Genomic DNA, 23,894 nt, shown 5'->3' on the forward strand with positions numbered 1-23,894 from the left:
AGAGATAGCGGGCGTACAGAATGAGAGGGGATGACGAGATGTACATATTAGAGGCCAGCGGATTATCTAAAGCGTATTCCACAGGACAAGGTGCCAGGCAATTGGTGTTGCGAGAGATCCAGCTTCAGATAGCGCAGGGGGAATTCGTGGCGGTAATGGGGCCTTCCGGGTCCGGGAAATCCACGTTACTCTATACAATCAGCGGCATGGATGGGGTTAGTGCGGGGCGGGTGATTTTTAAGGGGCAGGAGATCAGCGGCCTTGCGGAGGAGGAGCTGGCGAAACTCCGGTTGCACGGGATGGGTTTTATTTTTCAGCAACTGCATCTGTTAAAAAATCTGAATATCCGTGATAACATCATCCTACCGGCGTACCGGGCGAACAAGAACAGACGCGGAAGTATCAATAAAAAAGCTGCTGAGTTAATGAAAAGAACCGGCATTGCTGCACTAGCAGAACGCGATATCACGCAGGTGTCCGGAGGTCAGATGCAGCGGGCAGCCATCTGCCGGGCCCTGATCAACGAACCCGATATTCTCTTTGGCGATGAGCCAACGGGTGCGCTCAACTCCAAGGCAGCCGGAGAGATTATGGAGATTATTGCCGAGATCCACCAGACAGGAACAACGATTCTACTGGTCACGCATGATACTAAGGTTGCTGCCCAGGCAGAACGAGTGCTGTATATGCTCGATGGAAGCATTGCCGCAGAACACCGGCTCGGCAGGTACGAGAAGAGGAATAATGACCTCAAGGCGAGGGAGGAGAAGTTGACTGCTTGGCTGATGAACATGGGCTTTTGAAGAGTCGATTATTGCAGAAGATCGTGGAGGGGTGGTAAGGTCGGTGGATGGAAGGGGACATTGGAACTGTAGCGACCGGGCTTTATTCCGCTTTGAAAATACTCAGCCTATCAATATTGAGCTGTGCAGAGGTGAGGTGTATCGCGCCTTCTTCCACTGATGATAGCACCCCGGCTATACATACTGGCCAGAATACCATTGGATTCTGCAGGATGAGGTAGAGTGGCGGTGCTAGAAAAAGAAGCCCCCCAGTTAGTTTGTTTCCCCACGTATGCAACATAACCCATGAATGATATTTGTAAGCTGCGATGATGGCGTTTGCTATCCGAATCAGGGCGATGATAATAATCCAAGGCAAAAAGATCAGCGTGTCAGGGCCGAGCCAGATTGCGGTAAATACGATGATCAGTGTATAAAATAGCAAATCCGCTGACGTATCCAAACGGGCTCCAAATTCACTTTGGGTGCCTGTTTGGCGCGCGATATATCCATCAAGCACATCACTTAGCCCGCAGAGCAGGTACAACAAGGTGAAGAGCCATACGTGGCTGAAGGAGAACAACATGCACAGTGTGAGAACTACCCGGCTTAGTGAGATGAGATTAGCGGTATGCTTCATGCCGACTAACCTCCTTTTTAGAAAAGACGACAGAACCTCCAGAGTAATCCTAAGAATCATTGGGGTTTTCCTTATTATAAAAGAGGTTTCCAGGGCTTTTCACGTTTAATTCAGGCTGCAAGCTACGATGAAAACACCCCGGATTGAAATGTTTTCAGAAAGGTGTATTTTTATGAACGGGCAAGGCTGGGGAATCGTCAGATTTTACGACGGAGGTTTCCCGCACCACTCTGCACACCATGCGCATGATCTTTCTCTGGAGGAACGGAAAAAGCGCGAACACAGCATCCATCGTTCTTCTTAACGGGACGGGACAGACGATCGGCTTGTTTTGTTCCAGACCCTTCAATGCAAAGATCGCGAAGGCTTCAGGACTCATCATCTTTTGTTTTCTGACCTGTTCATTGATCTTGTTCTTATCTAGGCTAATAGCTTCTCCGTTGTCGAAGATGGGGGTATCAACGTGACTTGGGCAAATGGCACTGACTTTGATGCCGAAGGCCTCTGCTTCATAATGAAGCGAGGTGGTCAGCCCGACAACGGCGTGTTTGGTCGTGCTATAAGCTGAGGCGGTGGGGGTCGGGCCAAGTCCTGCCACCGAGGCAGTGTTGGCAATATGTCCAAATCCCTGCTGTTTCATAAGCGGATAAGCGGCCTGAACGCCATAGATTACACCCCACAGATTGATATCCATGATTTTTTTCCAATGCTCCAGGCTCATCTGATCCAACTCGCCATACATAGATATTCCGGCATTGTTGAAGAGATAATCCAGCCTTCCGAACTCTTGATACACGGCATGAATAACATTATGTACGCTCGATGCGTCCGTGACATCCACTGGCATATACCTTGATTTGCCCCCGTTTGCATGAATTTCTAAAACCAGATCTTCGCCGAGGCTGGCGTTAATATCTGCAATCACCACAAAAATCCCTCTGGCTGCTAGCTCCTTGCTAATAGCACGTCCAATTCCGGAAGCTCCGCCTGTTATAATCCCTGTTAGCTGGGTTGGCAAGTTTTTTTCTCCTCTCAAAGAGATCTATCTTCTTGATTATTACATAAATAACCAATTAAAGGAGTGAGGACTTGATGACTCTTTAGAGATTTATCAAGCTAACCTGAAGCTACACATTATTAGCAGGTCAGCAGATAGGAGCCTGAAGGGCTCCTGTATCATAGGGACGTTCAGCCCATCGCGCTTTGCAGCAGATAGGCTCTTTTTTGTGCGGTTTCACTGTTGACCGCCGCCGCTGGCAGGCGAAGATGGTCGGAACGGATGTGCCCGCGTTCGGCGAGCAGCCATTTCAAGGGAGCGGGATTCGGCTCCGTGATCAGGAACTGGATCAGCGGCAGCAAATGCTCGAACCGCTGGTGAGCCTGCTCAATTTTGCCGGACCGAAACGACTCATACACCTCTACAAACTGCTCGCTGTCCAAGTTGGCGCTGGCCAGGATGCCCCCTTTAGCGCCACAGGACAGGGAAGCGAACAAAAGCTCATCCTCCCCGCAGAGAATCGGCTTGGACGAGAAGCGTGAAAGCTTGAACACCCGCTGGATGTTGCCAGTGCTTTCTTTTAAGCCAATCACATGGTCCAGCGCCAGAATGGCTTGTATGGTTGCAAGTTCCAGCGGAACTCCGGCGCGATACGGCCGGTCCAACACAATGATGGGCAGCTCCGCCTCAGCCAAAGTCTCAAAATAGCGGATAATGCCTTGCTGTGAAGAGCGGCTGGAAGCTGGGGCGGCTACAAGAGCGGCGTCGGCTCCGAGTAATTTGGCCCAGGATATCCTTCTGGCTGCGGCAGCAGGGCTGGTGGCGTGAATGCCAACAATGAGCGGGATGTTTCCTATCGCTGTACGCGCGGTCAGGAGCATTGTTTTCAACTCGTCCGTTCTGATGGCAGGAGCTTCCCCGGTTATTCCATTAATAACAAGCCCGTGGATGCCTTTGCTGGCCAGGCGCTCAATCAACTCTGCAAAGGACTGCCGGTCCAGATTGCCCTGTTCATCGAACGGTGTAATAACGGGGACGATAATGCCATGCAGGCTCTTTTCTGTAAGCACAGCGTTCAACTCCTGTCTTCCGGGTCTTGATGTTGAATATAGGATGATTTCCCGGAAAAGTAACCAGCCATTTGCCTCTTTTTTTGAGCAAACCGCTTTTTTATATTGAGTGATTCTTAAGTTCAGCTTATCTAGGGCAAAATCGGCTGGTATTTAAAATTTAAGAAATGGATGGTTACGTGCTCCGGCAGAACCGTTATATTCGGATTTGATTTCTAGCGAGGAAGGGGAGAGTCAGAGATTAACAGGAAGTTAGAGAAGGGCTGGAAGGCTGATAGAGGCCCATGGTTCCGAGATTGGTGGAAGGCGGGGGAGAAATGAGATCAAGGCGATACCGCATTCTGGCCTGGAGTACGTTCGTGGGCATGCTGTTTGTTTTGCTGGCGGGAGCCATTGTGACCCAGACCGGTTCTGGCCGGGGCTGTGGAAGCGATTGGCCCTTATGCCACGGGAAATTCATTCCGGCTTATACACTGGAATCTATGATTGAGTATTCCCACCGTATGATTACGGGGATTGTCGGATTGCTGGTGCTACTGACCTTCATTCTGACATGGTTTCATCGCAGGGAGCACCGCGAAGCATACGCTTATGCGGGTGGCACGCTGCTATTTACTGTCATTCAGGCGCTGATGGGCGCGGCGGCAGTTAAATGGCCACAACAGCCGGCCGTGATGGCTCTGCATTTTGGCATTTCGCTGCTTGCAGTGTCAAGCAGTATGATGCTGGTCTTATGGATCTACCGCATGAAACAAACGGACCGCCAAAGTGTGCAGACACCGCCGGGCTTTGCAGTCTGGGCCTGGGGAATTTGGGTGTTCACCTATGGTGTCATTTATCTGGGCGCCTTCATCCGGCACAGAAAAGCAGCAGGTGGCTGCATAGGATGGCCGCTTTGTAATGGCAGGCTGGTCCCTGACTTTAACGAAGTGGCTGGTGTTGTATTTGCGCACCGTTTGGCAGCCGTTCTTTTGTTCATTCTAACGGCAATCTGGGCATTACTCGTACGGCGGGCAGAACGCAGAAATCAGGCTTCCGGGACGGGAACGGCCGTCTCTTATCTGCTGCTATGTATTCTCTTTCAAATTATGAGTGGGGCCTGGCTCACAGCTGCGCTCGATCGGGGGGACGAGCTTCTGTTCGTCAGTCTCCTTCATAACATCATTGCGACGATACTATTCAGTCTGCTGACGGATATTGCCATTCAATCATGGATCTATCGGCGAAAATAGACCTCACGTTACTGAATTGTGTCTAAATCATGTCAAACTGAACACAGGAGTTGAAACAATGAATGTACCCAAAACGCTGCGCTGGTTGTCATCATTATCCGTGCTCATTGCTTTGCTGCTTACCGCAACCGGCTGCTCTGACGTCAGCGTTCTTCACCCGAAAGGACCCATTGCGGCGCAGCAGCGGGATCTGATGTTTATTTCAACCGCGCTTTGCGCCATTATCATTATTCCCGTCCTTATACTTGCGGCTATCATTATCTGGCGCTATCGGGATAGAGAAGGCAGGAAAGCTCCGTATACACCGAATTGGGCGCACAGCACACGGCTGGAGGTTATTTGGTGGGGGATTCCGATCCTTATTATTGTGGCGATTGCAGCCATCACTGTCCGGTATACTTATGCGCTGGAACCATCCAAGCCGCTGAAATCAGAGGCTAGGCCGTTAACCGTACAGGTCACCTCACTGAACTGGAAGTGGCTGTTCCAATATCCTGAGCAGGGAATTGCCACGGTGAATGTACTGAAGATTCCACAAGGGGTACCTGTCCGGTTCGAGATTACGGCTGATTCTCCGATGAATTCCTTCTGGATTCCCCAGCTTGGCGGGCAAATCTATGCGATGTCCGGCATGGCGATGACGTTGTATTTGCAGGCCGATGAGGTAGGTAAATACTGGGGCTCCGGAGCCAATTTTACCGGGACAGACTTTGCGAAGATGTATTTTGATGTAGATGCTGTAACCCCGGAGCAATTTAAGGAATGGGTAGCTGGTGTTAAAGGAGACTCCCCGGCACTAACGCAGGCTGGATATAATGCATTGGCTGAGCCTTCAGCTTCTAAAGTGTTGACGTATTCCTCCTTCCCGGAAGGGCTGTTCCAAAGAACGGTTACCAAATATGCGGCATCCCATCAGCATGGGAAGCATGCGCAGGGTACGGACGAATCGGATACACCAATTGGAGATGTACGAGAAACGAATGTGCAGCGTACAGACCTGCAAGGTATGGATATGCAAAATACGAACATGCAAAACAAGGATATGGAGGATATGCATAGTCACAAGTAGATTCTCAGGAAAGGAGCAAATAGCATCATGATGGACAAGATCAAAGATTTCGCCTCCGACTTTTTCGTCACCGGTGATCCAATGATTTATGGGGCGGATGTCAGCATCGGTCTGGCGCTTGTCGGCATTCTATTTACATTGACTTATTTCAAAAAATGGAGGTGGCTGTGGAGGGAGTGGCTGACGACCGTCGATCATAAGAAAATCGGCATTCTGTATATTCTGTCGGCGTTTCTAATGCTGTTCCGCGGCGGGGTGGATGCGCTGCTGATGCGGGCGCAGCTCGCTGTGCCGGAATTGCAGTTCCTGCAGCCGGATCACTACAATGAGATTTTCACTACCCATGGGGTGATTATGATTCTGTTCATGGCGATGCCGTTCATGTTCGGATTGTTCAATGTCGTGGTGCCGCTGCAGATCGGGGCACGGGATGTAGCCTATCCGTTCCTGAATGCACTCAGCTTCTGGCTCTTCTTCTCGGGGGCCATGCTGTTCAACCTGAGCTTTGTCATCGGTGGCTCGCCGGATGCGGGCTGGCTTGCTTATCCACCGTATTCGGAGCTGATGTATAATCCCGGCGTCGGACAGGACTTCTATATCTGGGGCATCCAGATTTCCGGGATCGGGAGTCTGATGACTGGGATCAACTTCATCGTCACCATTCTGAAAATGCGTGCGCCAGGGATGAAGCTGATGAAAATGCCGATGTTCCCGTGGTCTGTGCTGTCGAGCTGTATCGCTATTATCTTCTCGTTCCCGATCCTGACAGCGACACTGGCACTGCTGTTCCTGGATCGTTACGCGGGCGCTCACTTCTTCACGCTGGACGGCGGGGGGAACCCGATGATGTACATCAACCTGATCTGGATGTGGGGTCACCCTGAGGTGTATATTATTGTCCTGCCAGCCTTCGGTATCTTCTCCGAAGTGGTGGCAACCTTCTCCAAGAAAAAGCTGTTTGGCTATAAATCAATGGTGTACGCGATGATGATTATTAGTATCTTGTCCTTTCTGGTGTGGGCGCATCACTTCTTCACGATGGGCTCTGGAGCGGACGTTAATGCCTTCTTCGCGCTGACCACGATGCTGATTGCCATCCCCACAGGGGTGAAGATCTTCAACTGGCTGTTCACCATGTTCCGGGGCAAAATTACGTTTGAGACACCGATGCTGTGGACGGTGGGCTTTATTCCGTGCTTTGTGCTCGGGGGGATGACCGGGGTGCTGCTGTCCGTGGCTCCAGCAGACTTCCAATACCATAACAGTTACTTCCTGATTGCGCATTTCCATCAGGTGATCATCGGCGGTGTCGTCTTTGGCTACTTCGCCGGACTGTATTACTGGTGGCCTAAGCTGTTTGGCTTCAAGCTGAATGAGCGGATTGGCAAGTGGGCGTTCTGGTTCTGGAATATCGGTTTCTATGTCTGCTTTATGCCGCAGTATGCGCTTGGCCTTATGGGCATGACGCGGCGTGTGGTTACGTACAGCTGGGACAAAGGATGGTGGGAGCTTAACCTGATCTCCACAGTTGGAGCAGTGCTGATGGGTATCGCCTTTGTGTTCCAGGTGTGGCAGATCGTGCATGGTATCAAACATCACCGGAAGAATCTGGACACCACGGGCGATCCATGGAATGGACGCACGCTGGAATGGTCGATTCCTTCACCAGCACCATTGTATAACTTTGCTGTGCTTCCGCAGGTGTCGGAGATGGACGATTGGTGGGCAAGCAAGGAACGCAAGGGCAGAGGTACCTCTGTACCAGACACCACAGCAATCTTGGAGCCGATCCATATGCCCAAAAATTCCGGCATCCCGATCATTATGGCCGGCTTCTGGTTCCTGGCAGGGTTTGGCTTCGTGTTCCATTGGCTCTGGTTCATCATACCGGGACTAGTGGGTGTCGCCGTATGTATGATCGTCCATTCCTTCAACTATGATACAGATTATTATATTCCCGTGGACGAAATCAGCCGTGTGGAAACGGCCGCAAGGAGGGTAACCTTATCATGAGTTCAACTCATTTGACTGAAGATACAAAGGCAAGTCATCAGGGTCATCCCGATCTGGAGGAGATGCGAACCTTCGGATTCTGGATTTATCTCATGACGGATATCATGATCTTCGGCACATTTTTTGCCACATATATTGTACTGCGCGGCAGCACCAATGGCGGCCCGGGGCCCGCTGATTTATTCGAGCTTAGCGGTGTGATCGCCAGCACATTTATTCTCTTGGCCAGTAGCTATACCTGCGGCTTGGCGGTACTGGCGATGAACAAGGGCAGACATCGCGCCCTGATCGGCTGGCTCGGCGTGACAGCCCTGCTGGGAGCTGTCTTTATCGGGCTGGAGGTCAACGAGTTCGCCCATATGGTGAATGAAGGTGCAACAATGAGCACTAGCGCATTTTTGTCTGCTTTTTACACACTGGTGGGTACGCATGGTCTGCACGTGACGGTTGGATTGGTCTGGATGATTGCGTTAATGATTCAATTGAAACGCAGGGGGATTACGCCTGTAACGAAACGCAAAGTTCAGATCGTCAGCCTGTTCTGGCACTTTCTGGACGTGGTCTGGATCTTTGTTTTTACTGTAGTTTATTTAATGGGGGTGAGCTAAGATGTCACATGTGGAATCCGCTCATACCGGAGAAGAAACCCATGGCTCGCTGCGTTCCTATACCCTTGGGTTTCTCTGCTCCATCATTCTGACGATCATTCCGGTTGCCATCGTCATGGGAGGCTGGCTGGAGGGACGGACCAAAGCTGTGGTGTTAATGGCAGCGGGCGTCTTGCAGTTGATCGTTCAGCTGTTTTTCTTCATGCACTTGAAGGAAGAGAAGAAGCCGCGCTACAATCTGATCTCTCTGATTCTCGGTCTGATCATTCTGCTGATCATCGTTGCCGGATCGATGTGGATTATGCTCTACAATATGGTGGCTACATGAGCCAGCAGGCGCTCTACAGGGACTGGATTGGATTGACCAAGCCCCGGATTTTGCAATTGAATCTTTTTGCTGCATTTGGGGGCTACTGGCTGGCCTCGCAGTGGACCGTGGAGTGGAGTGTGCTACTGTGGGCGCTGCTGGGAACCACCTTTACGATGGCTTCCTCCTGTGTCCTCAACAATATTTGGGATTACCAGCTGGATCTGAAAATGAGCCGCACGCAGAATCGGCCGCTGGGCACAGGAAGAATCAAGCGCTCTAGCGCATGGATCTTCGCATGTCTGCTGGGAATTGCCGGAGAGACGATCCTCTTCTGGAAAGTAAACAGCCCGTGCGGCTGGCTCGGTCTGATCGGAATGTTCGTGTATATTGTCATTTATACGATGTGGTTAAACTGCAGATGATTCGATATGTGCTGCTGTTGTTCCCGACAGTCATTCTGCTCTATTCGCTGAACTATGCCGGGATTGTCTTTCTGACCGTATCCTTGCTGGCTACTGCGGCTTGGGGCTGGCACACACTGCGCGGGACGACAACCGGCAACCATGAGTCCTGGGCCAAAACCAACTTTCTGTTCTCGGTCAATTATTTAATGCTTGTGTTTTTAATTATGATTCTGGATACGCCGGGACGTCCTTTTTGGTAAGTTGTAATATATGAATCGTGTCCATAAAAAACAACCGCTGAAGCTTTCGCTCAGCGGTTGTTTGCATGTTATAGAGGAGTCGCCTGGCAACCGGCGCTCAACGGATCAATCCCTGCAGCGCTTCAGCGAACTTGGCAATGCCGGGGCCGATATCCTCAGTTTTGGCCCTGGCATATGTGAAGCGCACAAAGCCGGCATCTGAACCATAAACGCTCCCCGGTACAAAGACGACGCCCCGTTTAATGGATTCTTCCAGTAGTCTGCCATCGGAGACGTCGTGATGTAGCTTGCACCACAAATGCAGCCCGCCCCGGGGAGCTGTGAACGTAACAAGTCCCGGCAATTCCTTTTGCAAAGCTTCAATCACGAGGTCCCGCTTGAAATGCAGCTGCGCCTGCAGGCGTTCCAGATGGGGCTTAAAGTAGGAGGATTTGATGAACTGCGCAGCTACCTGTTGGGGAATAATACTTAGTCCGAAATCCATTTGCTGCCGGGCATCGGCTAGCCGCTCGACAATGGAGTTAGGGGCAACCAGCCAGCCGACGCGCAGTCCTGAAGCAGCAATCTTGGAGAAAGAGCCAATGTAGAGGATGGAGCCGTTCGTATCTTCTGATTTGAGCGGGAACGGAGGGGCTCCTTCGTACGCTGTCAGACTGAATGGATCATCCTCTACGACGGGCAGTCCCAATTCGCTAGTGATAGCAAACAGCTGTTTGCGTCGCTCGTTACTTAGAACAGCACCCGTAGGGTTTTGAAAATTCGGATTCATGAACACCATCTTGATGCGGTGCTTTTTGTATAATGCGCGGATATCCTCGGGGCGGATGCCCTCCTGGTCCACCGGAAGCCGGAACAACCGGAGTCCTGCGGATTGGAACATGGGCAGTGAATAACAGTAAGAAGGATCTTCTATAGCCACTGCATCTCCCGGCGACAACAAGCACTGCGTGATCAAATACAATGATTGCTGTGAACCGGAAGTAATTAATATAGAAGATTCAGTCGTCTGAATCCCTCGGTAGGACTCCAGGTAGGAGACGAGCGCCTCTCTCAGCGGAGTATAACCTTGTGGGCTGTCATAGCCCAGATAAGAGGTGTAATGATGGTTTTGCATGAGTGCTGTAATCTCTTCAATAGGTGCCAAATTCGGGGCTAGCTCTCCGCTTGCAAAATCAATCAAAGAAGGATGCTGAGCCAGTGCTTCGCGGATTTTGCGCATAAACGGTAAGTTCGGCAGGAAGCTGCCGCCTTCTGCATATCGGCTCCAGTTCGGCGTATGCTTCGGCAACGCCCCCCACTTGGTTCGGCTGACCCTTGTCCCACTGCCTGTGCGGCTTTCGATGATGCCCATAGACCGTAGCTCTGCGAAAGCGAGAATGACGGTGCTTCGATTCACACCAAGTTGCTCTGCCAGTTTTCGTTCCGAGGGAAGCAGGCTCCCTGGGGGATATTCACCATATGAAATGCTCCGCTCCAGATGATCGGCAATTTGTTCATATAAAGGTTGTTTCGTTTGTCGGTCGGGTTTCCACATGATTATCACCACTCTCACTTTGTGCGTCGGAAAAATATTGTGATTTTTATCATACCACCGAATTTTAAAATTAAATCTGCCCGTGATATCTTAACCATGACAATTGTTTATCGATTCCTTGAACATGGATGGTGTGCATGCTGCACTAATTGGATGGTTCCGTGAAGTGGTTGGCTGAGAAACCAGAAGATTGGTTGGTTACCGATGCTAATCCCAATGTTATCATGACCCTAAGCTTCTATCATTAATGAAATGAGGGACGAGCTATGAATGAAATGAAGACGATTGTCAAAGACATTAACGACATGCCCTGGGATGAACTGGTGAGTGAACGTACGGGCAAAAAGATGATAGAAAAGAAGCTGCTGAATGATCCGGATACAGGCATGCTGATTAATTACTGTCATTACCCGGAAGGCTTCGTAACACCATGGCATATTCATCATGATCTTGCTCACGGTATTTATGTGCTGGAAGGAACGTTATATACGCATGAGGGTTCTTACGGTCCGGGTAGCTTTGTCTGGTTCCCTGAGGGCATTGTGGCTGAACATGGTGCAGTTGCTGAAGGAGGAGCTACGGTTCTGTTTATTACCAACAAACCATTTAACATCGAGTATATTGATAAAGAATAAGGACAGCGACCAGGACGGGAGAGGATGGAATGAATCAGAGTCAACCACAAGTGAAGGTAGCTGTCGTTCAAGCGGCCCCAGTCTTATTCGATAAAGCATCGGCGATGGACAAGATTGCTGTAACAGCCAAGGAAGCTGCCGCCCAAGGAGCTAAGCTGATCGTCTATCCCGAGGTTTTCATTCCGGGTTACCCGCGCGGCTTGAGCTTCGGCGCAAGAGTGGGCAGCCGGACAGTAGACGGCAGGAAGAACTGGGAACGATACTGGGCCAGCTCCATTGACATTCCAGGTCCTGACACGCAAGTTCTCTGCGATCTGGCCCGGGAATTGGGTGTGTATCTGGTGATTGGTGCGGTAGAGCGGGATCACGAGTTCAGTCGGAGCACCTTGTATAACTCCATGATTTACATCGGACCAGATGGAGAACTGCTGGGCAAGCACCGCAAGCTTGTACCTACGGGCTCCGAACGGCTCTTATGGGGAGTAGGGGACGGTAGCACCCTGCCCGTCATAGATACCCCTTTTGGCAGAATCGGCGGATTGATCTGTTGGGAGAACTATATGCCGCTAGCCCGCATGTCCATGTATGCACAGGGTATTGATATATACATCGCTCCTACTGCAGATGCGCGGGAGACGTGGCAGTCTACGATTCGGCATATTGCTTGCGAAGGCCGCTGCTATGTCATCTCCTGCAATCAATTCGCTACTAAAGCTTCTTATCCTGCCGATCTCGCTGGTCATCAAGACCTCAAGGAAGATGCCGAGATTCTTAGCCGAGGTGGAAGTGCCATTGTCGGTCCGCTTGGCGAGTATGTAACAGAACCTCTGTATGATGAAGAAGGCATACTATATGCAACGCTGGATCTGTCGCAAGTGGTACAGAGCCGGTTTGATCTGGATGTGGTGGGGCACTACAACCGTCCGGATATTTTTCAACTGACCGTCAACACGCAAAAACAAGACGCCGTGAGGTCCGTTAAGCTATAAGCTAACGACCTTGCAGCATTTGTTGCTTTGTTCTTAGGTTGTCTTTCCCTGATACGATTACAGCCGGGCGTTGCAATCTGTATAGACCATAAAGCGCGGCGTGAAATGGCCGTCTTTATGGTTTTCGTGATTCTATTTTATAGTAGAATAATTTAATTTTTGTATTCACACATTTGTGAAATTTATCACGTAGTTATGATTAATTTTTAATATATAATTAATTCATAATAAGAAACAGGGGGAATTGAAATGAAACTTCTGAAAAGCTTGTTGGTAGCAGGGGTAGCGGCTGTATTGTTGGCGGGTTGTGGAGCGAAAGAAGAGACGGCCAATAAACCGGCTGCTGAACAAACCGATGCAGTAACTACCGCTTCGATCGTTAATGAAGGTGCAGCATTCACGAAGGCTGTGAGCAAGGATGGTAACTGGATTATTGCTATTTTAAAAGATGTAGCTATTGATCAGGATGTGGTTGTAGCTGGTGAATTCCGTGATAAAGGTGCCGCTGACGGCAAGATCTACCGCAAAATCGCATTGTATGCACAAGATGCAGATCACAATATTACAGCTAACTATACACTTACAGTACCTAAGCTGACTGTGCAAAGTGAGAATTTGAGAGTGCAAGGCGGTACGATCAAAGGCGATGTATATGTAGAAGCCAAAGGCTTTAACCTACATGAATCCGCAACGATTGATGGTAATCTGTACTTTGCCAGCGAAGATGTAAAAGCATCGGCTGCTATTGACGGTAAAGTGACTGGAGCTACCGAAGTTAAATAAATTCCGTAATTGTATGAATAGCATTATTTCTGGTGAGCCTGTAGACCAAAGCCATTGCGGCCTTTGTTTACAGGCTCTTTTAGTTGCAATGATGGTTGTTGACTTAAAGTGCTGTTTAAGTTGTATGCTAAGACTAGGCCTTTTGCTGGATAATTTGCAGACGGTGAGTGGATTAAATTAAAAGGAGAATGAGGAGTATGAGTGAACATATAACGCAGGTGCCCCTTCAGTCGGGTTTTGGTGCCACTACGACTGCGCAGGAGGTCATCGGGAATGTGGATCTGAAGGGCAAGGTCGTCATTGTAACGGGCGGCTATTCCGGGATTGACTTGAGACGACCCGTATTCTGGCGAATGCTGGCGCCAGCGTGCTTGTTCCGGTGCGAAACATAGAGAAAGGGCAAGCGGCGTTAAGCGGTATTCCTGGTGTAGAGCTGGATACGATGGATTTGATGGACCCGGCATCTGTTGACTCTTTTGCCGAGCGATTTCTCGCCACAGGGAGACCTTTGCATATCCTTATTAATAGTGCAGGCATTATGGCTACTCCACTTAGACGCGATGCCCGCGGATATGAGTCGCAGTTTTCCACAAATCATCTTGGACATTTCCAATTGACGGCAAGACTGTGGCCAGCCTTAGAACAGGAGAATGGGGCACGGGTAGTCGCTGTCTCTTCACGGGGGCACCGGCTTGGCAGTGTTGATCTGGATGATCCCAATTTTGAGCATAGAGAATACGATAAATGGAAAGCCTATGGTCAATCCAAGAGTGCTAATATACTATTTGCGCTGGAACTCGATAAACGGGGGAAATCCCGAAGTGTCCGCGCCTTCTCAGTTCATCCGGGACTGATCCCCGATACTGGCCTGGGCCGGGATTTGACTGCTGAAGAAATTGGCCCAAGACCAGTAAAGGACGAGCAGGGCCGCTCTCTAACCAATGAACAAAATGCTCATTTTAAGACGATTGAGCAAGGTGCAGCTACGAGTGTATGGTGCGCAGTAAGTACACAATTGGACGGGCTTGGCGGCGTCTATTGTGAAGATGTGGATATAGCAAAAGCCGTTCCCGCTGACAGCCTTGAACCTTCGGGTGTGCGCCCTTGGGCAATCGATCCAGAATTGGCCGTAGGGTTATGGACGCTGAGCGAGAAATATACAGGAGTGCAATTTGTAATCTAGTTTTATTGCGGGATAATTTGAAGGAATAATATGAGAAAAACAGATCGTCTTATCCAACGAAAGTTGAATAGATTGTCTGTTTTTTTTATTTGAGAACGAACAGTAAAAATAATTCTTTACCGATCGTTCCCGATATGTTAATATCATTTTGAGAGGAGGCAAGACAAGAGAAAGTGAGCACTAAAGAAAATATAAAAAATTTTACTATATATGAGAATGATCATTCTCAATAAAAATCGGTATTCATATTGAAACTACACATACACAAAGGAGCGAATAATAATGGGTAAATTAGATGGGAAAGTAGCATTGATTACAGGTGGAAGTAGCGGCATTGGATTGGCTACGGCAAAACTATTCATCGCAGAAGGAGCCCAGGTTATAATCACCGGCCGTAATCAGGCCACATTGGACGCGGCAGCAGCAGAACTGGGTGAGAATAGTCTAGCCGTTCAGGCGGATGCAGCAGATCCAATAAGTGGCGAGCAAGCAGTAGCAGCAGCAGTGAAGAAATTTGGCCAATTGGATATTGTATTCGCTAACGCCGGTATCACCGCGCAAACACCAACAGGTGGGACCGAACTCTCCGTCTTTGAAGAGGTACTAAAGGTTAACGTTACGGGGGTCTTTTTTACCGTTCAAGCGGCTGTACCTCACCTAAAAGATGGGTCTTCCATCATCTTGAATAGTTCCGTGCTTGCTACAGCCGGAAGTCCTGGATATGCCGCATACGCAGCCAGCAAAGGGGCAGTAGGCAGCATGGCAAGAGTGCTGGCCTCCGAACTGTCACCACGTGGGATTCGCGTGAATACCATTTCCCCAGGAGCCACTCGCACACCGATTTGGGGACAATCTACTACCCAAGGGATGAATCAACTGGAGTCTGTCCTGTCCCGTTCGATCCCGCTTAACCGTCTCGGTGAGCCGCAGGAGATTGCTAATGTTGCTTTGTTCCTGGCCTCCGATGACTCTTCCTATATCCAGGGAACTGAAATCAGCGTAGATGGCGGTGCGGCTGGTTCTCCGTTCGGCGCTCCAATCTATCTGAAAAAGTAAGTCGCTTCAACTAAACCTACAACTTGACTAAGGCTGCCTCCTTGTATGCTACAGGAAGCAGCCTTTTTGCCTTAGTTGCTGAGATACGCGAAAAGAGGGCGAAAGTAGCATCTGTAATTTAGGGGGAACTCTCTCGTGATTGACCTGTCGGTAGGCTGGGGCCTTTTGGCATGTTTTTGTAGTTCTGATGTTGGATTTTCCCGGGGTGTCTTTCAATTATTGTTAGCGTTATCAACGCTTGATATACCTGGGTTTTTCATATAATTTTCGGGACGGAAAGATCGCAAAACCCGCTGAAAAGCAGGTTAAAAATTAAAAATTGAGTCCGATATTAGTATAGCCAAATAATTTTTTTGGTGGGATATATTACTAGCATAGAGGAGAGAAGTTATGTTGTATTCGTACCACAGGAAGAGGAAAAACACTTTGAAAAAGGCAGTTTGTGCAGGATTAATCAGTGTACTTGCAGTCACAGGCTCCTTCGAACTTCAGCCACAACTAGTGCAAGCACAAGCGGTACATAAGCAAGCGGAGCAGGCGGATTATCTCATGTCATTAAACCGTCCTGTATATGCCTCTTCATCATCAGGTGCGCACACGCCTGATTTGGCTGTTGACGGCGACAAGGACTCCAGATGGGAAAGTATCTGGGGTGTGGACCCGCAGTGGATCTACATAGACCTTGGGGCAAGCGCTTCGATCTCACGTGTCACCATCGACTGGGAGAATGCCTACTCCAAAGCATTTGAAATTCAGGTATCTGATGATGAGAAGACATGGACACCTGTGTACTCCACTAAGAATAATCAGAGTACAAAGACAGATGAGTCCTTCTCTGCCAAGGGACGTTATGTGCGCTTATACAGCACACAGCGGTCACAGCCAGCCTATGGTATTTCGATTTTCGAATTCCAGGTATACGGAACGGGTGGAGTCAACTTGCCTCCCAAGCCTGCTGCACCCAATATTGCTCTGAACAAACCTGTAACGGTTTCCTCGGAAGAGAATGTTGAGAAGGGCAAGGAAGGTTTGCCAGAGAAGGATTACCTGAAGAATAATGCAACCGACGGAAGCCGTGATACACGCTGGTCCTCCAAGCATACGGACACGGAATGGATCTACGTGGATCTGGGTCAGAAAAGTGAAATCGGTAGCGTTGTTCTGGATTGGGAAGGAGCTTCCGGACGTGCGTATGACATTCAGGTAAGCGATGATGCGAAGAACTGGACCACCATCTACCGTCAGATGAATGGTTTCGGCGGCAAAGAAACGATAGATCTTTATGCCGATGCACGTTATGTGAGGATGCTCGGGCATGCCCGCTCCACAGAGTTTGGCTACTCACTATTTGAATTCGAGGTGCATGCATACCGGGACGGGGACGTGAAGCCGGTACATGAGATTCCCGAGATTCTGGCTCCATCGGCCGTCAAGGTAGGTGCGGGAAGCTACGAGATTAACGATATTACACAATTGTCGCCAAAATCTCCGAAATACCGCACTGCGGATATCCAATCACCAATCCCGTCTAACGGCTGGTGGCAGAGTATTCTGATCTCTAATTTGGGCGATAGCAATAGCCTTATTACGCTTCCTTTTAAGAACAATTACACGAAGCAGGGCTTGGCGATTTTGAATCCAGGTGCCGGATTTACTTCTAGCGATGGCGGCTCGATGAATGCGGACGGGGATCCGGATCTCTATCTCAGTACCAATAACATCAGCCCGGCGAATATGAAGACCAAAATCTCCGGCTACGGTGATTATTCGGCGAGTGTGATTCTGAGTGATGACGAAACGGCCAAAATCAAAACGACCTTTGTCAAAGGTTCGCCTTATATTTACAACACTTTCGAGAACCCGGACGCCGTTATTCTTCAGTCACCGGCAATTACAGGACTGTTCGATGACCAGGGTCAGCCGCTGGAAGTGGAAGACGGCGAGAGCTGGACTGCTGATCATATCGGGATTACTGTGACTAACAAAGATAAGGCGCCTAAGCCGCAGACTTTTGTCCGTAATTATGGTGTCTTCGTTCCTCCGGGCACGACATTTACGAAAATCGGCAGCATGCTGAAGATCAAACTTGGCGAAGGAGATTACTTGTCTCTCGCTACACTGCCTTCCGCAAGCGACCTGAATTTGTACTATCAGCATGGTTATGCTTTTGTCACCGATACACAGGTAGACTATAACTATGATCAAAATCAAGCGCTTGTGAACACCAGCTTCACTGCGGTAACCGAGTTGAAACGTCCAGGTTTCTCTAACGAGACGCTTGAAGCACTGTTGCCTCATCAATGGAAGATCACGAACTCGCCGCTTACTGACTTGTCCTATCCTTCCATTCGAGGCGAACTCAAGGTGCATAAGGGCAATGTCTTTACAACGACAGATCGATTTAACGGGATTGTGCCGCAATTTGCGGAGCCGAGTGGTGCTGGCTATTCCCGTTCGGAACTTATCGCTTATTTGGATATGCTGGATGCAGATATGGCCGGAGGCCTGATGCTGCTCGATCCTTACTGGCAGGGCAAGAAACTTCACCCGCTGGCAGTCGGAGCGTTGATCAGTGACCAGATTGGCGATACCGAGAGAAGAGATCGTTATTTGGGCTGGATCAAAACGATTCTGACGGACTGGTATACGTACTCCGAGGATGAACCGAAGCATTCCTACTACTTCCACTATTCACCAGAGTGGGGCGCGCTCATGCCTTACCATAGCGGTTTCGGTATGAATGTAGGCTTAACGGATCATCACTTTACTTACGGGTATTATGTCTTTGCATCTGCGGTTCTGGGGCAATTTGATAAGGAATTCGTAAGCGATTATGGTCCGATGGTAGAGACACTGATCCGTGACTACGCGAACCCTTCGCGTACAGACAGTGATTTCCCATGGTTCCGTAACTTTGATCCGTATGAAGGTCACTCCTGGGCAGGCGGCTATGCCGATAACAAGAGTGGTAACAACCTCGAAGCCGGCGGAGAGTCGCTGTTCGGCTGGGTTGGTGAATATATGTGGGGCGAGGTTACCGGCAACGACACTTATCGTAATGCGGGAATTTGGGGCTTTACCACTGAAGAGAAAGCAGTAGAACAGTACTGGTTCAACTATGATAAAGACATTTGGTTGTCGGATTATCCGCATCACATTGTAGGACAAGTCTATGGCAGCTCCTACTTGTATGGAACCTTCTTCTCTGGAAATCCACAGCATATTTACGGTATTCACTGGCTGCCGACCGCAGAGTGGATGACTTATTATGGCCGTGAGCCGGAAAAAGCAAAAGCGCTGTACGATGGTCTGGTGATTGACAACAACGGACCTGAGGACGTCTGGCAGCATCTCATTTGGCCATTCCAAAGTCTGAGCGAGCCGCAAGCCGTTCTGGCAAAATGGAATCCGAAAGATATGCAGAAGAATGAAGTATTCAATACCTATTGGTTCGTTAATAGCATGGCAACGCTCGGAAATCGTTCCACTGATATCTGGGCTGATGATCCAGCAGCAACCGTATACTACGACGGAACGAAGTATACTGCACAAGTGTGGAATCCATCTGGAGTGGATAAAACAGTCAACTTCTATAATGCAACTGGCAAAGTGGGCACGGCAACCGTATATCCTTCTGCCATCGTTTCTGTAGATCCAACCAAAGTAACCAAGCTTACCGGCCCTGAAGCTGGTACTGGTGTTCGTTACCTCGACCGTTCAGCCTGGACAGCTAAGGCATCCAACAGTGCAGGCGGTGAAGGGCCTGAGAATATGCTCGATGGCAAGCTGGATACCCGTTGGTCCAGTGGTACGGCTCAAAGCGACAAGATGTGGATTCAAGTCGATATGGGACAAACGGAACAATTCGATACTCTTTTCGTTAACTCAGGTACTAACTATGGTGATTATGCTAACAGTTATGTTGTTTATGCCTCCGAGGACGGAGAAGATTGGGGCGAGCCAATAGCTAGCGGCTTGGGTACAGCTCCAAGTATGGCTTTGTCTTTCCCACTGCAGACTGCAAGATATGTTAAAGTAGCCTTGAACGACTCTTCCAGCAATTGGTGGTCGGTATCCGAAATTTCGGCCGCCCAACTCAATAAAGGAAAAGAACCCTTGCAGGAGACTCCAGCCATTCCTCTAGAGGATCGTTCCCAATGGAAGATTACGGCTTCTTCCAGCAACGGTACAGAGGTGACAGCCAATCTGGTAGACGGTAGCAATTCTACCCGCTGGAGCACTGGGAAAAAGCAGACTAATGGACAGTGGTTGAGCGTTGATCTGGGACAGAAACAGACTTTTAATACGCTCTTGTTGAATTCCGGCCATTCTAATTCGGATTACGCCCGGGGCTACCAAATCTATGTATCGAACGATGGTGTAAATTGGGGCCAGCCTGTAGCCAACAGAAAAGGAACCGAAGGTTATCAACGTATAACACTGCCGGAGCAAACGGCACGTTACATCAAGATACTTCAAACCGGGCAGACCAGCAACTGGTGGTCTATCGCAGATCTTGAAATTCGTAATTCCGGAATTGCCAAGCGACAAGCTTTGCCAAGTGAAGCTCCAGAGAATGACGCTCCGATCGTCCTGGATCGTGCGGCATGGACGGTTACAGGTTCTACTTATGGAGACTCAAGTCTGCTGAATATTCTAGACGCGGACAAGCATACAAGCTGGACCACTGGTGCGCCACAAGCGGCAGGCCAATGGCTCCAAGTAGATCTGGGCAGCATTACAAGCTTCAAGCAAATTGAACTGGACTCTTCTTCCAGACCAGACGATTATGCTGCTGCTTATCGGGTATATGCTTCCCAAGATGCCAAGGAGTGGACAGAAATCACTTCTGGTACAGGCAGCACTGCTGTTCAAAAGTTGAGCTTCCCGGAGCAGCAGGCTAGATACTTCAGAATTGAGCTCACAGGCCCTTCGAATTACTGGTGGTCGATCTCTGAGCTGAATGTCTACAAATAAAGCGAATTTCTTTCGAAATTAAGTAAAATAAAATGCCCCCACAGATAGCTTCAAGCTTCTGTGGGGGCATTTGAGTTATATATATAGAAGTTGGTTCCTTACAGCCACTCTTGGAACTTACGAATGTACCATTTCTTAACGAGTTGAGTCACCACGCAGTATGCCAACAGCGTAGCAATCAGCCAAGGGAAGTAGGCGAATGGCAGAGGCTGAAGGCCGATGCTGGCGCCGAATCCGCTGAAAGGTAGATAGATGCCAAGCACCATAATGATGCTGGTCAAGATGATGACAGGCGCGCTGGCCCGGCTTTGGATAAATGGTATTTTTTCGGTGCGAATCATGTGTACGATCAGCGTCTGCGAGAGCAGGCCTTCGATAAACCATCCCGACTGGAACAGCGTTTGATGATCAACGGAATTTGCCGAGAAGACATACCACATCAAAGCATAGGTCGAGATATCGAAAATGGAGCTGATCGGGCCAATAAACACCATGAATCTGCTGACGGATTTAGCATCCCATTTTTGCGGCTTCCGCAGGTATTCTTTATCCATCTTGTCCCATGGAATGGAGAGTTGTGAAACATCATAGAACAGGTTTTGGATCAGCAGATGGATCGGCAGCATGGGCAGGAACGGCAAGAACGCGCTGGCTACGAGTACACTGAACATGTTGCCAAAGTTGGAGCTGGCCGTCATCTTAATATATTTAATCATATTGCCGAAGGTAATGCGGCCTTGAATGACACCTTGCTCCAGCACCATCAGGCTCTTTTCAAGCAAAATAATATCAGCAGATTCTTTAGCAATATCGACAGCTGTATCGACAGAAATACCGACGTCTGCTTCTTTCAGGGAAATGGCATCGTTGATGCCGTCCCCCATGAAGCCTACCGTATGACCATTGCTTTTCAGCACACGTACGATGCGTGCTTTTTGCATAGGATTCACTTTAGCGAAAACAGTTGTTTTCTCAGCGATTGCACCCAATTGCTCATCCGTCATGTCATCAATGAAGCTACCGGTCAGAATGTCATTAACCTTGATGCCGACATCCTTACAAACTTTCCGCGTTACGGCAGCGTTGTCGCCGGTAATTACCTTGACGTCCACGCCGCTTTCCTTCAGCGCACGGATGGCGGTTTTAGCGGTTTCTTTTGGTGGATCAAGGAATGCCAGATATCCGACCAGCGTAAGCTCTTGCTCATCAGCGATTCCGTAAAGCTCCTCTTTCGCTTCATTTTCCTTAATTGCCACGGCTAGCACCCGCAGGCCATCTTCATTCATCTGCTGTACCAGAGCATGAACTTCCTCAATGAGCTCGGCAGTGAGAGGGATTTTGCCTTTAGCTCCATCCGAGACATGCGTACAAATGCTGAGCATCTCTTCCATTGCACCCTTGCTGATCAGAAGGTGATTTTTGTCCGTTGTTTCAAGAACTACAGACATGCGACGACGATTGAAATCGAAGGGGATCTCGTCGACCTTACGATAGTTTTGTTCTGCGCCCAGTGTAGGCGTGAGCTCGGCATGTTCGAGAACGGCAACGTCCAGTAGGTTTTTGAGTCCGGTTTGATAATAGCTGTTCAAGAAGGCATATTCCAGTACCTTGCTGTTTTCTTGACCATGAACGTCAAGATGCTTCTCAAGAATAATCTTGTCTTGTGTTAGCGTTCCGGTCTTATCGGTACACAAAATGTCCATGGCTCCGAAGTTTTGAATAGCATTCAGACGTTTGACCACAACTTTGTTGCGGGCCATCGTTGCGGCACCCTTGGCCAGATTGCCGGCTACAATGACCGGAAGCATCTCGGGAGTCAAGCCAACGGCAACAGAGAGACCGAACAGCAAGGCTTCCCACCAATCTCCCTTGGTGAAGCCATTAACCACAAAGATTATCGGCACCATGATCAGCATAAAGCGGATCAGCACAAAAGTAATGCTTTTCACACCTTTATCAAAGCTGGTAAGAGGTGATTTGCCAAGCAGTGTGCCAGCCATGGAGCCAAAATAAGTGTCGGAACCTGTTGCTACTACCACAGCTGAAGCAGTACCACTGATGACATTGGTGCCCATGTAACACATGTTTCTAAGTTCCAGCGCATTCAGAGGTTTATTTTGCTTACGTGACTGAGAAATAGATCCACGAGGAAGGATGTCAAGCTTCTCCACTGGCATGGCTTCACCGGTTAGGGCGGATTCACCAACATGCAAATCTTTTGAAGCAATCAGTCTTACATCCGCCGGAACCATATCGCCTGCTGAAAGATGAATAATGTCGCCGGGGACTAGCAACTCCATATTAATATCTTTCTGCTCTGATTTACGGGTGACTGTGGCGGTCGTTTTGACCATCGCCTTGAGTTTCTCAGCGGTTCGTGAGGAGCGGAATTCCTGTGTAAAGGTGATTATTGTACTAACAGTAACCATAGTAACGATGATAATAACGGCTTGAACATCATTGTCGACAAAATAGGAAAAGGCTGCGAGTGAGAGCAGAATCAGAATAAACGGATTTTTGAAGCAGGCCAGCAGTTGGATGTACCAGGCAGGCGTTTTGTCATGAGCGATCTGATTTTGCCCGTATTTCTCCAGTCTCCGTTTCGCTTCATCTTCTGTTAGTCCATGCTGATGAGTGCTGTAATCCTCCATAAGATCCTCTTGTGAGGAGATGGAAGCTTGAATGAGACGTTCTGCAATGGTTTGAGTCATTTGGTCTTTACCTTTTGTGTTTTTGAACATGTGAAATTCCTCCTTGCGCAAACAGTTACAGTCTGCGGCTTGTAGCGGTATGAAATGCAAAATAAGCTCTCCCTGATAGCAGAGAGAGCTTTAGATCAACCGCTTCTTTTTACACTCACATGTCAAAAACGCATACTTAAACAAACCCGGCGGAGATACTTTTTTCGCAGGGAATGAAGCAGTGTAATGATTGGAGCGTAAAGAGAACGCGGTGCTCTCTCTGTACTAACATTTGATTTACAACGATTCTCCTATAACTCGGACTGCCATCCATGTGGTATCCCCCCTTATTTGATCAAATAAAAAACCCTCTAAACGAACTAGAGGGTTAAAAAAACGCGCAAAAAAACAGCGTATTCCCCCTAGTCGAGTTTTGGCACTATACAACGTAAAGAGTGATAACACTCTTAGCCACATTATGAAAAGCCTTAATCCGGCAATCCCTGTTCTACCCATGGGCATCTTTCGATATTTCTGGGCAGTGGCCTATGTTCATATAGGAGCCTCACCTAACGAGGACATATTCAATTCCTCTGCAATAGTAAGCCTTGTAATGTATTAAAGTCAAGAGGTTTTTTTGAAACAGTACGCTATATATGTATGTGTTCGTA

The 23,894-nt window shown here is 49.0% G+C and carries 20 protein-coding genes and 1 riboswitch; of the genes, 15 read left to right on the forward strand and 5 right to left on the reverse strand.

Annotated elements, in window-relative coordinates:
* Positions 1–38 precede the first annotated feature (38 nt).
* The gene (locus tag ACFVRY_RS06055; RefSeq protein ID WP_387498333.1) at positions 39–803 is read left to right on the forward strand and encodes an ABC transporter ATP-binding protein; all 765 of its coding nucleotides are present in this window, start codon (positions 39–41) and stop codon (positions 801–803) included.
* Positions 804–885: 82 nt separating this feature from the next.
* Here the strand turns inward: ACFVRY_RS06055 and ACFVRY_RS06060 are convergent, their stop codons facing one another.
* The 3 genes from ACFVRY_RS06060 to ACFVRY_RS06070 form a co-directional block, all read right to left on the reverse strand.
* The gene (locus ACFVRY_RS06060) at positions 886–1,422 is read right to left on the reverse strand and encodes a CDP-alcohol phosphatidyltransferase family protein (protein WP_387498335.1); all 537 of its coding nucleotides are present in this window, start codon (positions 1,420–1,422) and stop codon (positions 886–888) included.
* 154 nt (positions 1,423–1,576) lie between these two features.
* Entirely contained in the window at positions 1,577–2,440 is an 864-nt protein-coding gene (locus ACFVRY_RS06065) for an SDR family NAD(P)-dependent oxidoreductase (RefSeq protein ID WP_387498337.1), read from the reverse strand.
* A 170-nt stretch (positions 2,441–2,610) separates the two neighbouring features.
* Positions 2,611–3,489, reverse strand: a complete 879-nt coding sequence (locus ACFVRY_RS06070) for a dihydrodipicolinate synthase family protein (protein ID WP_387498339.1) — start codon at positions 3,487–3,489, stop codon at positions 2,611–2,613.
* Positions 3,490–3,806: 317 nt separating this feature from the next.
* Between ACFVRY_RS06070 and ACFVRY_RS06075 the strand changes: the two genes are divergently transcribed.
* Genes ACFVRY_RS06075 through ACFVRY_RS06105 form a run of 7 tightly spaced genes read left to right on the forward strand, consistent with a single transcriptional unit; the run spans position 3,807 to position 9,385 of the window.
* Positions 3,807–4,721 (forward strand): COX15/CtaA family protein, encoded by a 915-nt coding sequence (locus ACFVRY_RS06075; protein WP_387498341.1) that lies wholly within the window; start codon positions 3,807–3,809, stop codon positions 4,719–4,721.
* A 58-nt stretch (positions 4,722–4,779) separates the two neighbouring features.
* The gene (gene qoxA, locus ACFVRY_RS06080; RefSeq protein WP_387498343.1) at positions 4,780–5,790 is read left to right on the forward strand and encodes a cytochrome aa3 quinol oxidase subunit II; all 1,011 of its coding nucleotides are present in this window, start codon (positions 4,780–4,782) and stop codon (positions 5,788–5,790) included.
* 27 nt (positions 5,791–5,817) lie between these two features.
* On the forward strand, positions 5,818–7,803 hold the full coding sequence (locus ACFVRY_RS06085) for a cbb3-type cytochrome c oxidase subunit I (protein ID WP_387498345.1): 1,986 nt from the start codon (positions 5,818–5,820) through the stop codon (positions 7,801–7,803).
* Positions 7,800–8,411, forward strand: a complete 612-nt coding sequence (cyoC, locus tag ACFVRY_RS06090) for a cytochrome o ubiquinol oxidase subunit III (protein ID WP_387498347.1) — start codon at positions 7,800–7,802, stop codon at positions 8,409–8,411. The genes ACFVRY_RS06085 and cyoC overlap by 4 nt, the downstream gene beginning before the upstream one ends.
* 1 nt (position 8,412) lies before the next feature.
* Complete coding sequence (cyoD, locus tag ACFVRY_RS06095) at positions 8,413–8,739, forward strand: cytochrome o ubiquinol oxidase subunit IV (RefSeq protein ID WP_066362593.1); 327 nt, start codon at positions 8,413–8,415, stop codon at positions 8,737–8,739.
* On the forward strand, positions 8,706–9,143 hold the full coding sequence (locus tag ACFVRY_RS06100) for a UbiA family prenyltransferase (protein ID WP_387498349.1): 438 nt from the start codon (positions 8,706–8,708) through the stop codon (positions 9,141–9,143). Before cyoD ends, ACFVRY_RS06100 begins: the two co-directional genes overlap by 34 nt.
* Positions 9,125–9,385 carry a UbiA prenyltransferase family protein gene (locus tag ACFVRY_RS06105; protein WP_387498351.1) on the forward strand — a complete coding sequence of 87 codons (261 nt, stop codon included), beginning with the start codon at positions 9,125–9,127 and terminating at the stop codon, positions 9,383–9,385. The genes ACFVRY_RS06100 and ACFVRY_RS06105 overlap by 19 nt, the downstream gene beginning before the upstream one ends.
* A gap of 97 nt (positions 9,386–9,482) precedes the next feature.
* Here ACFVRY_RS06105 and pdxR read toward each other — a convergent pair whose 3' ends face one another.
* Positions 9,483–10,919, reverse strand: coding sequence for a MocR-like pyridoxine biosynthesis transcription factor PdxR (gene pdxR / locus ACFVRY_RS06110; protein ID WP_387498353.1), 1,437 nt, complete (start codon positions 10,917–10,919; stop codon positions 9,483–9,485).
* Between the two features lie 266 nt (positions 10,920–11,185).
* Here pdxR and ACFVRY_RS06115 point away from each other — a divergent pair, with 266 nt between their 5' ends.
* The 7 genes from ACFVRY_RS06115 (at position 11,186) to ACFVRY_RS06145 (ending at position 20,542) form a co-directional block, all read left to right on the forward strand.
* On the forward strand, positions 11,186–11,554 hold the full coding sequence (locus tag ACFVRY_RS06115) for a cupin domain-containing protein (RefSeq protein ID WP_387498355.1): 369 nt from the start codon (positions 11,186–11,188) through the stop codon (positions 11,552–11,554).
* A 29-nt stretch (positions 11,555–11,583) separates the two neighbouring features.
* The gene (locus ACFVRY_RS06120) at positions 11,584–12,543 is read left to right on the forward strand and encodes a carbon-nitrogen hydrolase family protein (protein ID WP_387498357.1); all 960 of its coding nucleotides are present in this window, start codon (positions 11,584–11,586) and stop codon (positions 12,541–12,543) included.
* Positions 12,544–12,792: 249 nt separating this feature from the next.
* Entirely contained in the window at positions 12,793–13,326 is a 534-nt protein-coding gene (locus ACFVRY_RS06125) for a hypothetical protein (protein ID WP_387498359.1), read from the forward strand.
* A gap of 197 nt (positions 13,327–13,523) precedes the next feature.
* The gene (locus ACFVRY_RS06130) at positions 13,524–13,718 is read left to right on the forward strand and encodes a hypothetical protein (protein WP_387498361.1); all 195 of its coding nucleotides are present in this window, start codon (positions 13,524–13,526) and stop codon (positions 13,716–13,718) included.
* A complete protein-coding gene (locus ACFVRY_RS06135; protein ID WP_387498362.1) occupies positions 13,706–14,509 on the forward strand; it encodes an SDR family NAD(P)-dependent oxidoreductase in 804 nt (267 codons plus the stop codon). The genes ACFVRY_RS06130 and ACFVRY_RS06135 overlap by 13 nt, the downstream gene beginning before the upstream one ends.
* A 282-nt stretch (positions 14,510–14,791) precedes the next feature.
* The gene (locus ACFVRY_RS06140; RefSeq protein WP_387498364.1) at positions 14,792–15,565 is read left to right on the forward strand and encodes an SDR family NAD(P)-dependent oxidoreductase; all 774 of its coding nucleotides are present in this window, start codon (positions 14,792–14,794) and stop codon (positions 15,563–15,565) included.
* 426 nt (positions 15,566–15,991) lie between these two features.
* Positions 15,992–20,542, forward strand: a complete 4,551-nt coding sequence (locus tag ACFVRY_RS06145) for a discoidin domain-containing protein (RefSeq protein WP_387498366.1) — start codon at positions 15,992–15,994, stop codon at positions 20,540–20,542.
* Positions 20,543–20,640: 98 nt separating this feature from the next.
* Here ACFVRY_RS06145 and mgtA read toward each other — a convergent pair whose 3' ends face one another.
* Positions 20,641–23,283, reverse strand: coding sequence for a magnesium-translocating P-type ATPase (gene mgtA / locus ACFVRY_RS06150; protein WP_387498368.1), 2,643 nt, complete (start codon positions 23,281–23,283; stop codon positions 20,641–20,643).
* Positions 23,284–23,634: 351 nt separating this feature from the next.
* Positions 23,635–23,807: riboswitch (M-box (ykoK) riboswitch) on the reverse strand.
* Positions 23,808–23,894: the final 87 nt, after the last annotated feature.

Source organism: Paenibacillus sp. NPDC057934, assembly GCF_042887565.1.
In the GTDB taxonomy this organism is placed as follows: Bacteria; Bacillota; Bacilli; order Paenibacillales; family Paenibacillaceae; genus Paenibacillus_AQ.